Origin of the sequence: Streptomyces sp. NPDC090798 (assembly GCF_044768965.1) — a bacterium.
In the GTDB taxonomy this organism is placed as follows: Bacteria; Actinomycetota; Actinomycetes; order Streptomycetales; family Streptomycetaceae; genus Streptomyces.
The window spans coordinates 60,842-74,433 of record NZ_JBIVXA010000003.1 but is presented as its reverse complement, the minus strand read 5'-3'; the positions used below and the strand labels follow the sequence as shown (position 1 = coordinate 74,433).

The following is a 13,592-nucleotide window of genomic DNA, read 5'->3' as shown; positions in this document are numbered from 1 at the left end:
CCGTTCGTGTTCGAGGGCCCTCTCACCAGACTCTCGAACATTCGTTCCCAATGACCTCACCCCCACCATAGACCAATTTCCGAACAAGTGTGCGACATCCGTTCGAGCCCGTCCCACCTGCGCAAACACCGGTCCACCCGGCCCTGAGCAGGCAGGACGGATCGCGTCAGCCGATCTGGGCGCCGAAGGCCGACAGCGCCTCGGTGACCGGCTGGAAGAAGGTCTCGCCGCCCGAGGTGCAGTCGCCGCTGCCGCCCGAGGTGAGGCCGATGGCCGTGGAACCCGAGAAGAGCGAGCCGCCGCTGTCACCGGGCTCGGCGCAGACGTCGGTCTGGATGAGTCCGTCGACGATGTCGCCGTTGCCGTAGTTCACGGTGGCGTCCAGGCCGGTGACCGTGCCGCTGTGCACCTGGGTCGTCGAACCGCTGCGCGTCACCGACTGCCCGACGGTCGCCGCACCCGCCTGGGTGATGGGCTGCGCGGAGCCGTTGTAGAGATCGACCTCGCTCGGGTGGTCGACGGTCGAGGTGTACTTGACCAGACCGAAGTCGTTGCCGGGGAAGCTGGACTGCTCGTTCGTGCCGATCTCCTTGCCACTGGAGTCCGACCAGGTGGAGATCGCCCGGGTGCAGTGCCCGGCGGTGATGAAGTACGGCTGGCCGCCCTTGACCACGTTGAAGCCGAGCGAGCAGCGCCCGCCGGAGCCGGTGATCGCGTCGCCGCCCGCGATGAAGGTCTTGAACTCCCCCTTCGTGCGCTGGAGTTCGGCCTTGGCACCGAGACCGTCGACGACCTTGGTCAGCCGGGCGAGGGTCGCGCCCCCGACCGTGCGGTCGGCGGTGACGACGACCTTGTTGGTCCCCGGGTCGGTCGCCCAGGACGTGCCGGGGATGGTCGCGTCCTTCTTGAGGGTGCTACGGGCGCTCGTCAGTTCGGCGAGGGAGTTCTCGACGATTCTGGCCTGGGCGCCGGCCGCCTCGACGACGCGCGCCGCGGCCTGGTCGAGCACGTTGACGACGAGGTGCCCGGCCTTCGCGTCGTAATACGTTCCCGCCGCGTCGGGACCCAGGTCCTTGCCGAGCGTCGAGGCGAGCTTTCCGGCCGCCGTGATCGAGAGCGGCCGGGGCGCCGCGCTCTTCCGCGTCTCGCTCGCGTTCGCAGTCTGGAAGGTGACTCCCGCGGCGACCAGGGCGGCGACACTCGCGCCTGCCACGGCTGCGCGCCGCCCGGATATACGTCGGTGCTTCACTTCGCGTCCTCCTGTGGGGGGCGGCCCGGGAGGTCGTGGGGACCTCCGGGGCCGGAAGGTATGCGGAATCGAAAGGCGTACGGGCGCCCACTATTCCGAGACCCACAGGTGGCTCACAAGGTCGACTTCAGGACGCGCGCACAGCAACGGGTGTACGCCCCCGGCACCTTGACCCTGTGTGATCGCACCCTGTGCGTTCGCAGTGCAAACACCGAGCGCGAGTGACGTATGTGCAGCCCGTGAGGTCTAGTCCTGTCTGGTTTTCGACTCTTCAGGGTCTGATCCCAACGGGGGTGTGAGGGAAGACGGTTGCTCCTGCACCGGTTGCTCCACCGGTTGCTCCACCGATTCCCGCACCGACTGCCCGGTCGACGGCCGCGCCGGCTCGGGCGCCGGGGCGGCCGGCTGCTGCGCCCGTTCCAGGAACCGCAGCAGTTCCACCGGGAAGGGGAGGACGAGGGTGGAGTTCTTCTCGGCGGCGACCGCCACCACGGTCTGCAGCAGCCGCAGTTGGAGCGCGGCGGGCTGTTCGGACATCACCCCGGCGGCCTCCGCCAGCTTCTTCGACGCCTGGAGCTCGGCGTCCGCGTTGATGACCCGCGCGCGCCGTTCACGGTCGGCCTCGGCCTGCCGGGCCATCGACCGCTTCATCGTCTCCGGCAGCGACACGTCCTTGATCTCGACCCGGTCGATCTGCACACCCCAGCCCATGGCAGGGCTGTCGATCATCAGCTCCAGGCCCTGGTTGAGCTTCTCCCGGTTGGAGAGCAGATCATCCAGGTCGCTCTTGCCGATGATCGAGCGCAGCGAGGTCTGCGCCATCTGCGAGACCGCGAACTGGTAGTCCTCGACCTGGATGACCGCGTCGGCCGCGTCGACCACCTTGAAGTAGACGACCGCGTCGACCCGCACCGTGACGTTGTCCCGCGTGATGCCCTCCTGCGCGGGCACCGGCATCGTCACGATCTGCATGTTGACCTTACGCAGTTTGTCGACGAAGGGCACCACCATGGTGAACCCGGGCCCGCGCACGTCCGAGCGCAGCCGGCCGAGGCGCAACACCACACCGCGTTCGTACTGTTTGACGACACGGGCCCCGGCCATCGCGTAGACGATCCCCACGGATGCGACGGAGACTCCCGCCGCCACCAGTTCCTCGACCATCACGGCCCCCCAGGGTCCGAAGTGGGCGCATCGGGCAAGTACCGCATCAGGCGCGTACCCGGCGTGTACTTCGACGGTAACTCCGTCACCCGAGCAAGGGCGAGCCCCCGCACGACAGTTGCGTGCGGGGGCTCGCCTGCTGCTGGCTGCAGGTCCGGAATGGGGGTCCCCCGCTCGAGCGCAGCCGAGAGCGGGGGGTGTTACGGGGGACCGTCGGTCAGCCGACGCTCACGCCGTAGTAGCTCAGCGCCTCGGTGACCGGCTGGAAGAAGGTCGTACCGCCGGAGGTGCAGTCACCACTGCCGCCGGAGGTCAGACCGTAGGCGACGGAACCACCGTAGAGCGGGCCGCCGCTGTCGCCGCCCTCGGCGCAGACCGTGGTCTGGATCATCTGGTAGACCACGTCGCCGCTGCCGTAGTTGACCGTGGCGTTCAGCGCGGTGACCCGGCCGCTGTGTGTGCCGGTGGTCGAGCCGCGACGGTAGACGGTCGTGCCCACGCTGGGCGTGGCGGCGCTGCTGATGGTCTGGCTGCCGACCGCGCTCGGGTGGGCGATCGAGGTGTTGGTGTAGCGCACCAGCGCGAAGTCGTTGGTCGGGAAACTGTAGCTGACGTTCGTGCCCAGCGTGGTGGTGTGACCCGAGTTGGAGTACCACGTGGAGGCGACCTGACCGCAGTGGCCGGCGGTCAGGAAGTAGTAGGTGCTCCCGCTGTGCACGTTGAAGCCGAGCGAGCAGCGGTAGGAACCGCCGTAGATGGCGTCGCCGCCGGTGATCAGCTTCCTGAACTTGCCCGGGGTGTGCTTGATCGTGATGGCCGCGGCGTTGCCGCCCGCGTCCTTCTTGATCTTCGCGATCTCGGCCTTGGAGACCGTGCTGTCGACGGTGACGACGACGCGGTTCGTCTTGGCGTCGACCGCCCAGGCGGTTCCCGCGATGTCGGACTTGAGTACCGACTTGTTCACCGTGCTCAGCTGGGTGGCGCTGAACGTCTGGACGTCGGATGCGTTCGCGGTGGGGACGGAGAACGCTGCGGCGGCCAGGAGTCCGGTGGTCACGGCGATCAGCCGGGTCCGTCTCGCTATACCGCTGCGGGGGGTGGTGCGCTTGATCCTCACTTGTCGTTCCTCCCGAGGGAAGTAGGGGGCCCGCGTGGGGTCGGGGCCCGTGAGGCGCAGCCGGGAGCCGCCTGACCGGATTCCGGACAAGCCGTGCTCCTGACAAGCGCTGTGGGGGAGTATTCGGCCGCACGGCCGACCGGCGCAAGGGCGCCTTTCGGCCGTGCAGCGTTCAACTTACGTACCACCAGCGGTAGTTGATCTTCCCAGACTCGGGTGTGCGGATTGCGTGTGGATCGTCGGGCACTCGAAGCGCCTGGAGGGCTCGGAGGAGTGATCGGTGGAGTGAACCGTCAGAGCAGCGTGCGCTCCCCCGCCGGGACGGCCACGCCCAGGGTGTTCCCGGGCGGCGGGAAGGGGCAGATGAAGTGGTCGGCGAACGCGCACGGCGGGAGCACGGCCCGGTTGAAGTCCACCGTCGTACGCCCCTCGGCGTCGGGTGCCGCGGGGCGCAGGAACCGGAAGCGGTAGCTGGTGTCCCCGCTGGTGGTGTCGGCGAACACGGCCCACAGCGAGCCGTCGCTCTCCACCGACACCTGAAGCGTGAGGTCCTCGCCGTCCAGGGTGAAGGCGAGGATGCCGCCGAGCCCCAGACCGCGGGCGACCCCGTCCGCGTTCTCCACGCGTACGGTGCGGCTCTCGCCGTACGGTGTGAAGTGCCCCGGCACCGACCAGCGCGGGTCGTACGGCGTCGCCTCGACACCCTTGAAGGCCGTGCGCCCTTCGGAGGCGGGATCGAAATCGCGTACGCCCCAGATCCCTTCACGCACCAGAACGACGAAACGGCGCTCGCCCAGCCCGACCCGGGCCTCGGCCGCCGACCCGAGGTCGGCGTCGAGCCGGACCTCGCCGGTGAAGGGCTTTCCGTCCAGGCTCAGACCGTCCTCGGGGGCGGCCGTCAGCAGGACCCCGTCCTCCTGGTCGGTCCACAGCCCGGGGATGTCCGGAAGTCGCCCGTCCGGATAGTCCTCCAGCCAGTGCGTGCCGGTGAGCGCCAACGGGCCGTAGGGGGCGGACACCGTCTCGACGCGGCGCTCGTGCCACCGCTCCCAGCCCTCGGATGCGCCGTCGAACACGTCTGCGGATGTCCCGTCAGATGCGTCTGCGGATGCGTCTTTCGTCATGTGATCAACCCTTCCATACGGGTTCCGGCAACCCGAGGTGTGAGCGCAGCGTCGTGCCCGTGTATTCCGTGCGGAAGGCGTCCCGCTCCTGGAGCAGCGGGACCACCCGGTCCACGAACTCCTCCAGTCCGCCCGGGGTCAGCTGGGGGACGAGGATGAAGCCGTCGGCGGCGTCGGCCGTCACGAACTCGTCGAGTTCGGCGGCGACCGCCTCCGGCGTGCCGATGAAGGACTGCCGCCCGGACGCCTCGATCACGGTCTGCCGGATGGACAGCCCCTTCGCCCGCGACAGCGCCCGCCACTTCTCCGCCACCGCGAGGGGGTCGGCGACGCGCGCCCGTCCCCGCGCGAGGGCCGGCTCCGGCTCCGGGTCGATGTCGGGCAGGGGCCCGTCGGGGTCGTACGCGGAGAGGTCGACGCCCCAGATCCGCTCCAGGGCGAGGAGCGCGTTCTGCGGGGAGACCTGCCGGCGGCGGATCTCGGCGGCCCGCTCCCGCGCGTCCGCCGCGGTGTCACCGAGCACGACGGTGACACCGGGCATGATCTTCAGGTCCTCGGGCGACCGCCCGTACGTCGCGAGCCGCCCCTTCACATCGGCGTAGAACTCCCGGCCGGCTTCCAGCGTCCCGTGCCGGGTGAAGACCACGTCCGCCGTGGACGCGGCGAACTCCCGGCCCTCGTCCGAGTCCCCGGCCTGGATGACGACGGGCTGTCCCTGCGGTGAGCGCGGCAGCCCGAACTCCCCCGCGATGTCGAAGTGCCGCCCCTGGTGCGCGAAGGGGCGCGCCACGCCTTCCGGCGTCCAGGAGTCCCACAGCTCTCGTGCCGTGGCGAGGAATTCGGCGGCGCGCGCATACCGGTCGGCGCGGTCGAGGAAGCCGCCGCGGCGGAAGTTCTCCCCGGTGAAGGCGTCGGAGGAGGTGACCACGTTCCAGGCGGCCCGGCCCCCGCTGAGGTGGTCGAGCGTGGCCAGTCTGCGGGCGAGTTCGTAGGGCTCGTTGAAGGTCGCGTTGACCGTGGCGGCGAGCCCGAGCCGTTCGGTGACGGCGGCGAGCGCGTTGAGGACGGTGATCGACTCCGGTCGCCCCACGACGTCCAGGTCGTGGATGCGTCCCTGGTGTTCGCGCAGCCGAAGCCCCTCGGCGAGGAAGAAGAAGTCGAACAGGCCGCGTTCGGCGGTGCGGGCGAGATGTTCGAAGGAGGCGAAGTCGATCTGGGACTTCGAGCGCGGGTCGGTCCAGACGGTGGTGCTGTTGACGCCCGGGAAGTGCGCCGCCAGACGCATGCGCTTGCGTACGGTCATGACGCTCCCCCTGTCACGGCGTACTGGTTGGCTGGCCGGGCCAGTCCCAGGTGCTCCCTGAGCGTGCTGCCCGGATAGAAGGTGCGGAACAGACCGCGGTGCTGGAGCAGCGCCACCGTTCCGTTGACGAGCCGCTCCAGGTCACGGCGCGGCTCGACCGGGGTGAGGTGGAAGCCGTCGACGGCCTCGGACGCGTGCCAGGCGGCGATGAGCTCGGCCAGGTCGACCGGGCCGCCCCGGTACAGCGGCCCCTGCGCGGTCTGCCGGGGACCGCCACCGCCATGGCCCGGCTCGGCCGCGCGCTCCCCGTCGCCGAGGTCGACGACGAGCGAGCCGAGGACCCGCAGGGTGTCGGGGTTACGGCCGAACTCGGCAGCGGCGTCCCGGAGTTCGGTCCGTACGGCCCGGGCCTGCGCGGGTCCCACGACCCGGACGAGCGCCACGTCGGCGTACCGGGCGGCGACCCGCCGGGCGGGCCCCTCGGTGGCGTCGACGACCCGGACGGGATGGCCCTGCGGGGGCCGCGGCACGATCGAGGGGCCCTTCACGAAGAAGGTGGCGCCCTGGAAGTCGACGTGGTGCAGCTTGTCCCGGTCGATGAAACGGCCGGTGGCCTCGTCACGTATCTCGGCGTCGTCCTCCCAGCTGTCCCAGAGCCGGGCGGCCACCTCGGCGATCTCGCCGGCCTCCCGCCACAACGCGTCGGTGGGTGCGGCGTGCCTGCGGCCGAAGAGACGGGCCTCGCCCTCGGTGGTCGACACGTCGAGCTGCCAGCCGGCCCGGCCGCGGCTGACCCAGTCGAGGGTCGCCACGGCCGCCTGGACGTGGAAGGGCTCGGTGTGGGTGGTGGTCACGGTCGGCACCAGACCGATCCGGCGGGTGGCGGGCGCGACACGGGAGAGCACGGCGAGCGCGTCGGGCCCGGGGCGCGCGAAGGTGTCGCCGAGCGTCACGAAGTCGAGCCCGCCACGCTCCGCGAGCTGCGCCGGCCCGACGTACGAGGCGGCGTCGAAGGCCGCCTGTTGTTCGAGGGCGGCGGCCAGGTGCAGCAGCCCCCGGCCGTGCGGTGCGGTCATATCGGGTGAAACCTTTCTCCGGTAATCCGATCAGAGCCCCCTGGAGAGGGATCAAAGAACCTTGGACAGGAACGACCGCGTCCGTTCGTGCCGCGGCCGGTCGAGCACGTCGGCGGGGGCGCCCTGTTCGACGATCCGCCCGTCGTCCATGAAGACGACGGTGTCGGCGACCTCCCGGGCGAACCCGATCTCGTGCGTGACGACGATCATCGTGGTGCCCTGGTGGGCCAGGTCCTTGATGACGTCGAGGACTTCGCCGACCAGCTCGGGGTCGAGCGCCGAGGTCGGCTCGTCGAAGAGCAGCAGCTTCGGCTCCAGGGCGAGCGCGCGGGCGATGGCGACGCGTTGCTGCTGGCCGCCGGAGAGCCGCTTCGGGTAGGCGTCGGCCTTGTCGGCGAGCCCCACCCGGTCGAGCAGCGCCCGCGCCGCCTCGACGGCGTCCTTGCGCGGGCGCTTGAGCGCGGAGACCGGGGCCTCGACGACGTTGTCCAGCACGGTGAGGTGCGGGAAGAGGTTGAAGTTCTGGAAGACGAACCCGATCCGGGTGCGCTGCCTCAGGATCTCGCGCTCGCGCAGCTCGTACAGCTTGTCGCCGGAGCGTCGGTAGCCGACCAGCGAGCCGTCGACGCTGATCCGGCCCCGGTCCACCTTCTCCAGGTGGTTGATGGTGCGCAGCAGCGTGGACTTGCCGGAGCCGGACGGGCCGAGGATCACGGTGACGTCGCCGCTGCGCACCGTGAGGTCGATGCCCTTGAGCACTTCCAGTGGCCCGAAGCTCTTGTGCACGGACCTGATGTCGACCATGACGGTCATCGTGTGAATCCCTTGTAATGGCAGTGGAGTTGACGGTCGGGGGTTACGCGGCGGCCCGACACACGAGGTCGCGCAGGAACGCCAGCGCGGCCCGCGCGGTGGCGTCGTTCTGCCGGAACGCGGGCCCGCCGGTGCGCGGCCGGGTGAAGGCGCCAGGAGTCCGTACGTCGGTGTAGGGCCCCAGCGCGAAGCGCCGGGGATGCGGCCGGCCCGCCCGGTCGAGGATCCGTCCGTCGGAGCGGTCCACCCGCAGCAGCCCCTCCGGGGTCTCGACGGCCCCGTCGGCGTGCAGTTCACGCAGCAGCGGGTCGAGGGCGCGCCCGACGGTGGGCTCGGGCAGCCGCGCCTCGACGAGCGCCCGCGCCTCGACCGTCGCGCCCGGCACGGTCGCGCTCGACGCCCGGAACACCCCGTCCTCGGCGGTGACGGCCATGTCCGCGCCCACGAACCGCACGACGCCGGCCCGGGACAGCGCGAGCATCTGCCGCAGCCGGGGGCCGGGGGGCCCGGAGGCGAGGTAGCTGAAGAAGCCGTGCCACCAGGGCCCGACGTCACCGAGCCGGATCAACTGCCCGTAGACGGAGAGCAGTCCGAGGAAGACGGCCAGGTCAGGACTGTTTCCGGGATCATGACGGCGACTCAGATCCTCCTCGATGTATCCGCGCAGCCCCTCCTGGAACTCCTCGTGCGAGGCGTACCGCACCCCGTCCAGCGGACGGTCGAGCGCCGCGAGATCGAGCCGGTCGGCGGGGTCGGACACGGCGGACGCCACGAGAGCCTCGCGCTCCGCCGCCTCACCCGCCGCGTACTTCTCCTCGAAGTCGGTCCAGGCGATACTCGTCCGCTCGGGGTGCACGCTGAACAGCCGGTGGTAGTGCGCGAACCCCAGCTCCTTCTCGATCAACGGCCACACATCGCGCCGGAAGTCGAACCCGTCCGGTCGTGCGAGCAGCCCGTCGACCTCGGCGGGCCCGAAGAAGCGGGGCAGCGGCGGCCGTTCACCGGTCCAGTCGTAACCGATCTTCGAGTGGTACGGCACTCCGCGCCGCGACCCGACGTACAGCACCGGCTCCTGCCCCGAGGGCACGTACGTGTCACCGTCGTACCGCCCGCCCCGCCCCTCCGTGAGCAGCACCATCAGGTCGACGAAGGCGAGCCCGAAGCCGCGCACGAGGACGGGGTCGCCGGGCGCGAGCGAGGACAGGTCGCTGTCGGCCGTGAAGTCGGGCGGCAGATGGACCAGGTCGTGGGCATGGGCGTACGTCGCCAACTCGCGCTGCTCCTGGTCGAGTTCGGCGTCGAGGTGACCGAGTGCGAGAACGACGAGGTCGGCGAGGAGAGGACGCGGACGGTCCTCCAGCCACACCTGCTGGCGCCCCTCGCGCGGGCCGCTGACGCGCAGGGCCCTGCACGGGTGATGGTGGACGGTGACGTCCGGCGGCAGGGCGGCCACGGCTTGCTCGTGCACCCAGCTCAGGTAAGCCCCTTGCAGCTGGCGGTCGGCGAAGGTGCGGCCGTCGACGGCCGCCCATTCGTGCAGCGTGGGACCGGGGCGCACGGGCCCGTCCATGTTCACCGTCTCGTCGGTGAACATGGTGACGTCCTCGGCGTGCGAGTTCATCCACAGCAGCGGCGACTGCGCCTCGCGCCAGATGCGTCCGGCGCCCGGCGGATGAGGGTCGACGAGATGGATGTCGAGGCCCGAACCGGCGTACAGCTCAGGCGCGTTGGCGGCGATGCGCTCGATGAGACCGGTCCCCCGCGGCCCGGCCCCGACGATCACGAGAGTGGGCTTCATCGGGCGCGCTCCGAACCGCGCGCGTAGTACTTCTCGACGTAGTACTGGCCGACGCTGAGCACCGAGGTGACGACGGTGTACCAGATGGTGGCGACCGTCAGCAGCGGGATGACCTGGTAGGTGCGGTGGTAGACCAGCTGCACCGAGAAGAGCAGGTCCTGCACGGCGATGACGCTGACGATCGAGGTGCCCTTGAGGGTGCCGATCAGCATGTTCCCGGCGGGCGGCACGATGGAGCGCATCGCCTGCGGCAGCACGATCCGCCACCAGCGGCGCCACCGGCTCAGCCCGAGCGCCTGCGCGGCCTCGATCTGTCCGCGGTCGACGGAGAGGATGCCGCCCCGGACGACCTCGGCGGCGTACGCGGCCTCGTGCAGGGTGAGCCCGATGATCGCGACCGCGATCGGGGTGAACAGATTGACCGTCTTCACACCGAGGAGCTGCGGATACAGTGCCCCGATGTTGAACCACAGCAGCAGCTGCACCAGGATCGGAATCGACCGGAACAGCCACACATAGCTCCAACTGACGCTGCGCAGCACGGGGTTGGCGGACAGTCGGGCCGCCGCGAGCAGCGCCCCCAGTACGAAGCCGAGCACCATCACCACAGCCGTCAGCCACAGCGTGAGCCACAGGCCGCGCAGTACGGAGTCCGAGGTGAAGTAGTCGCCGACCACACCCCACTGGAACGCCTTGTTGCGGACGACGGAGGTGACGGCGAGCCCGAGCAGGACGAGCACGGCGACGGCGGCCGTCCACTGACCGAGACGACGCTGCGGAACGATCCGCAGGGAGTCGGCCTGCTCCGGTATGTCCGGCGCGGCGGACGTTTTGGCGAGGGTGTCGGAAGACATGCGGAAGACTCCGTGACGTAGGTCGAACACGGTTGCCTTCACACGGAGCGCCTCGCGGCGCCGTACGGCCGAGCCCCTCAGCAGGGCCGTCCACCGAGAGTACGGGCCCGTTTCCCCCCGCTGTCAAGGCTGTCCATACTGTGAGCGGTACGTCTCAAGTCAGTTGACGCACAACCGGATGCCTGTTCCACTTGGCCCATGCATCCACAGCAGTGGCTGGTCAAGCGCTCCCACATCGACTTCGGTCGAGTGTGGTCCTCTTCCTGTTGAGCTGACCCACTGCGCGCCCTGATCACTTGATCCCTTGATCCCTTGATCAGTCCGATCGCTCGATCCCTTGGTCAAGCGGGCGCCTTTCGCGTTCTCCCTCCCTTTCGCCTTCACACGCGCACCCCTCCCCTCGGGTTCTGCTCACTCTTGCTCTCAGGAGACCGCACACCATGCGTACGTCCACGCGTACCCGTTATCGGCATTTTGCTCCCTTTGTCATCATCACCTCGACAGCCCTGCTCCTCACGGCATGCGGCTCCGGGTCGCACGACACGACCGGCACCGCGGCGAACGCGGCGGCGGCCAAGGCCGACAAGATCCCCACCACGGACGTCGTCTCCGACATCACGAAGGACGAGGCCGCGGCCAAGCTGCTCCCGTCCGGCGTCACCAGCCTCACCGTGGCGGTCGCCGTCGGCGGTACGCCGCCCGGCACGACGTACCTGGGCGACGGCAAGACGCTGACGGGCCAGGACGTCGACTTCGCGGACGCCGTGGCCAAGGTGCTCGGCATCGGGCTCAAGACGGAACAGGCCAGCTTCGAGGCGATCCTGCCGGCCCTGGACAGCGGCAAGTACGACTTCGGCGCCAGCAACTTCGGCGTGACCGACGAACGGCGCAAGACGATCGACTTCGTCACCTACATCAACGACGGCCAGGGCTTCGCCACTCGAAAGGACAGCAAGCTCGCCAAGATCACCGACCTCAAGCAGCTGTGCGGCCTGAACGTCGCGACCGGCGCGGGCACCACCTTCGAGGCGACGCTGGAGGAGAACAAGAAGGTCTGCACCGACGCCGGCAAGAAGGCGTACAAGGTGCAGACCTACAGCGAGCAGGGCGCGATCTGGTCCTCACTCCAGCAGGGCCGCAGCGACATCGTGATGAGCACCATCAACGGCCTGCGCTACGCCGTCGCCCAACAGCAGGGCGTCAAGTTCCTCAACGAGTTCCACCGCCTCGACGTCGGCTTCGCCTTCAAGAAGGACACCAAGCTCGCCCCCGCCTTCCAGGCCGCGGTCAACCACCTGATCGCGAACGGAACCTACGAGAAGATCCTGAAGAAGTGGGGCACGACGGCTTCGGCTATAGCAAAGTCGGAGATCTCCCCGCCAGAGCTGAAGAACTGAGGGACCCGAGCATTCCCCGCGCCCAGCGCAGGAGCGCCCCCAAGGGGCGCGGGGAACTGCGCGCCCAGCCACGGCCGACCCGCTGCCTGCAGCCGGTCAGCACCCCGGTCGAACCGGGGTGATCTCCAGGCGGGCGTTGTCGGCGGTGACACACGCCCGGTCGCCGCCTTCGGTGTGACGTCCACTGAAGTGCCTTATGAGGAGGACGAGTCACTGGCAGGGGGAAAAAGTTTGGCGGCGTGATCGCCCACGCCGCCGTGTACGCGGTTCGTCACAATCCGCAGTCGCAGCACGAGCAGCATTCACAGCACTCGCAGATCTCACAGGCCTCGCAGCAACTGCAGTCACAGTCGCAGTTGCCGAGGCAGCCCTCGCGCTTCTTTCGCGACCACGGTCCCTCGAATTCGTCGGCACAGCACACCTTGCAGGTGCAGCACACGCCGATCGCGGCCGCGCACCCGGCCCAGAAGCCCCGCTTGCCGGGCCCGGGCGGCGGGAAGGAGGGACCGCCGGCGGAGGGGTTGCCGCCGCCGGCGTAAGGATTCTGCCCGTCGTACAAACCCGGCGGGCTCTGCGGGTTGTACGGCCCACCGTGCTGCGGCGGCCCGAAGGCACCCCGCGCACCGTCCGCGTGGGCCTGATGGCCGCATCCCGAGGTCCCGAACGCGCGGTCCACCGACCGCCCCAGCTCGTGCGCGAGCAGGAGATGGGCCAGCTTGCCGTCCGTGAACTCCACCTCGCGCAGCGCGAGCCGTATCCCGTGCAGAGCGTCATCGGCGAGCCGGCGCGCCTCCACGAGCGGGGTGCCGGTGGCCGTGAGCGGGTTCCACGCTCCCGACGCGGCGTCAGTCTCCTGGTCCTCCACGGCGTCCAGCAGATGCGCGAGCCTCCCGAAGAGCCGGCCGGCCTCGGCGAGCGGCTCGGCGTTGCCCGGCCGCCCGGCCAGGACAGCCGTGTGCGCGAAGGCGGCGGCGGTCGCGGTCTCGGTGGGCTCGGTGACGACTCGCAGCGGCGTCCCGGGGCCGGCGAGCGCCTCGATGCCGACCTGCCGGTCGACGGCGTCGACGAGTACGGCGGTGTCGAAGCCCACGTCGGATCCGGTACGGGCCCCGGCGCGCCCCCAGCTCACGGCGACCCGGCGGGCGGCGAGCGCCACCGGCCTGCGCGCCAACAGCCCGTCCTTGTCCGCCACGTGGTCGCGCACCTTGGCCGAGGCCAGCACCAGCGAGACGGCGGCGGCGAGGCGGGCTCCCTCACCCTGCGCGACGGACGCGGTCCGCATCCCGCGCAACGGGCACGGCCCCGCCGTACGCCGCCACCCTCCCCCAGGCTCGGCTCCGCTCGCCCGGGGGGACCCCCCTGTGCGCTCGACCTGAGCCTCCGTCAAAACCGATATCAGCAGACCGTCGTAATTGGTGACAACCCGAGCGAACTGTCCGTGGTCGGTGCGCAACGCGAGACAGAGTCCGCACAGATGCGCCATCCACTGTGTCTTGAGCCCCTCACCGAGGCGGTGGCTGCAGGGCCTCACGATTCCGAACACGACACTCCCCCGTGCCTCGTACGACGTTGAGCTGCGGCATCGTACCGACCCCCTCGTTCACCCGTACGCCCTACCCGTCACCCGAACGCCGTCGAGAATCATATTTCACTCACAGTCAGCAGCCGTACACGGCAAGACCCTTGGGACACGCGGG

At 69.9% G+C, this 13,592-nt stretch carries 11 protein-coding genes; 1 reads left to right on the top strand and 10 read right to left on the bottom strand.

Features of this window, described 5'->3' with window-relative positions; translation table 11 throughout:
- Positions 1 to 166 precede the first annotated feature (166 nt).
- From ACIQTP_RS07890 to ACIQTP_RS07850, 9 genes are all read right to left on the bottom strand, one after another.
- Complete coding sequence (locus ACIQTP_RS07890; RefSeq protein ID WP_403397418.1) at positions 167 to 1,249, bottom strand: S1 family peptidase; 1,083 nt, start codon at positions 1,247 to 1,249, stop codon at positions 167 to 169.
- A 246-nt stretch (positions 1,250 to 1,495) separates the two neighbouring features.
- On the bottom strand, positions 1,496 to 2,413 hold the full coding sequence (locus tag ACIQTP_RS07885; RefSeq protein ID WP_403398123.1) for a slipin family protein: 918 nt from the start codon (positions 2,411 to 2,413) through the stop codon (positions 1,496 to 1,498).
- A gap of 217 nt (positions 2,414 to 2,630) precedes the next feature.
- Entirely contained in the window at positions 2,631 to 3,530 is a 900-nt protein-coding gene (locus ACIQTP_RS07880) for a S1 family peptidase (protein ID WP_403397416.1), read from the bottom strand.
- A 293-nt stretch (positions 3,531 to 3,823) separates the two neighbouring features.
- On the bottom strand, positions 3,824 to 4,654 hold the full coding sequence (locus tag ACIQTP_RS07875) for a DUF1684 domain-containing protein (RefSeq protein ID WP_403397414.1): 831 nt from the start codon (positions 4,652 to 4,654) through the stop codon (positions 3,824 to 3,826).
- Positions 4,655 to 4,658: 4 nt separating this feature from the next.
- Entirely contained in the window at positions 4,659 to 5,957 is a 1,299-nt protein-coding gene (locus tag ACIQTP_RS07870) for an NtaA/DmoA family FMN-dependent monooxygenase (protein ID WP_403397411.1), read from the bottom strand.
- Positions 5,954 to 7,033, bottom strand: coding sequence for an LLM class flavin-dependent oxidoreductase (locus ACIQTP_RS07865; protein ID WP_403397409.1), 1,080 nt, complete (start codon positions 7,031 to 7,033; stop codon positions 5,954 to 5,956). The genes ACIQTP_RS07870 and ACIQTP_RS07865 overlap by 4 nt, the downstream gene beginning before the upstream one ends.
- A gap of 51 nt (positions 7,034 to 7,084) precedes the next feature.
- Positions 7,085 to 7,846 carry an amino acid ABC transporter ATP-binding protein gene (locus tag ACIQTP_RS07860; protein WP_403397407.1) on the bottom strand — a complete coding sequence of 254 codons (762 nt, stop codon included), beginning with the start codon at positions 7,844 to 7,846 and terminating at the stop codon, positions 7,085 to 7,087.
- 43 nt (positions 7,847 to 7,889) lie between these two features.
- Positions 7,890 to 9,644, bottom strand: a complete 1,755-nt coding sequence (locus ACIQTP_RS07855) for an FAD/NAD(P)-binding protein (RefSeq protein ID WP_403397406.1) — start codon at positions 9,642 to 9,644, stop codon at positions 7,890 to 7,892.
- Complete coding sequence (locus ACIQTP_RS07850) at positions 9,641 to 10,498, bottom strand: amino acid ABC transporter permease (RefSeq protein WP_403397404.1); 858 nt, start codon at positions 10,496 to 10,498, stop codon at positions 9,641 to 9,643. Before ACIQTP_RS07850 ends, ACIQTP_RS07855 begins: the two co-directional genes overlap by 4 nt.
- A gap of 440 nt (positions 10,499 to 10,938) precedes the next feature.
- Here ACIQTP_RS07850 and ACIQTP_RS07845 point away from each other — a divergent pair, with 440 nt between their 5' ends.
- Entirely contained in the window at positions 10,939 to 11,895 is a 957-nt protein-coding gene (locus tag ACIQTP_RS07845; RefSeq protein WP_403397402.1) for an ABC transporter substrate-binding protein, read from the top strand.
- A 271-nt stretch (positions 11,896 to 12,166) separates the two neighbouring features.
- On the opposite strand, the gene ACIQTP_RS07840 is transcribed toward ACIQTP_RS07845, so the two are convergent.
- Complete coding sequence (locus tag ACIQTP_RS07840; protein ID WP_403397400.1) at positions 12,167 to 13,438, bottom strand: DUF5685 family protein; 1,272 nt, start codon at positions 13,436 to 13,438, stop codon at positions 12,167 to 12,169.
- Positions 13,439 to 13,592 lie beyond the last annotated feature (154 nt).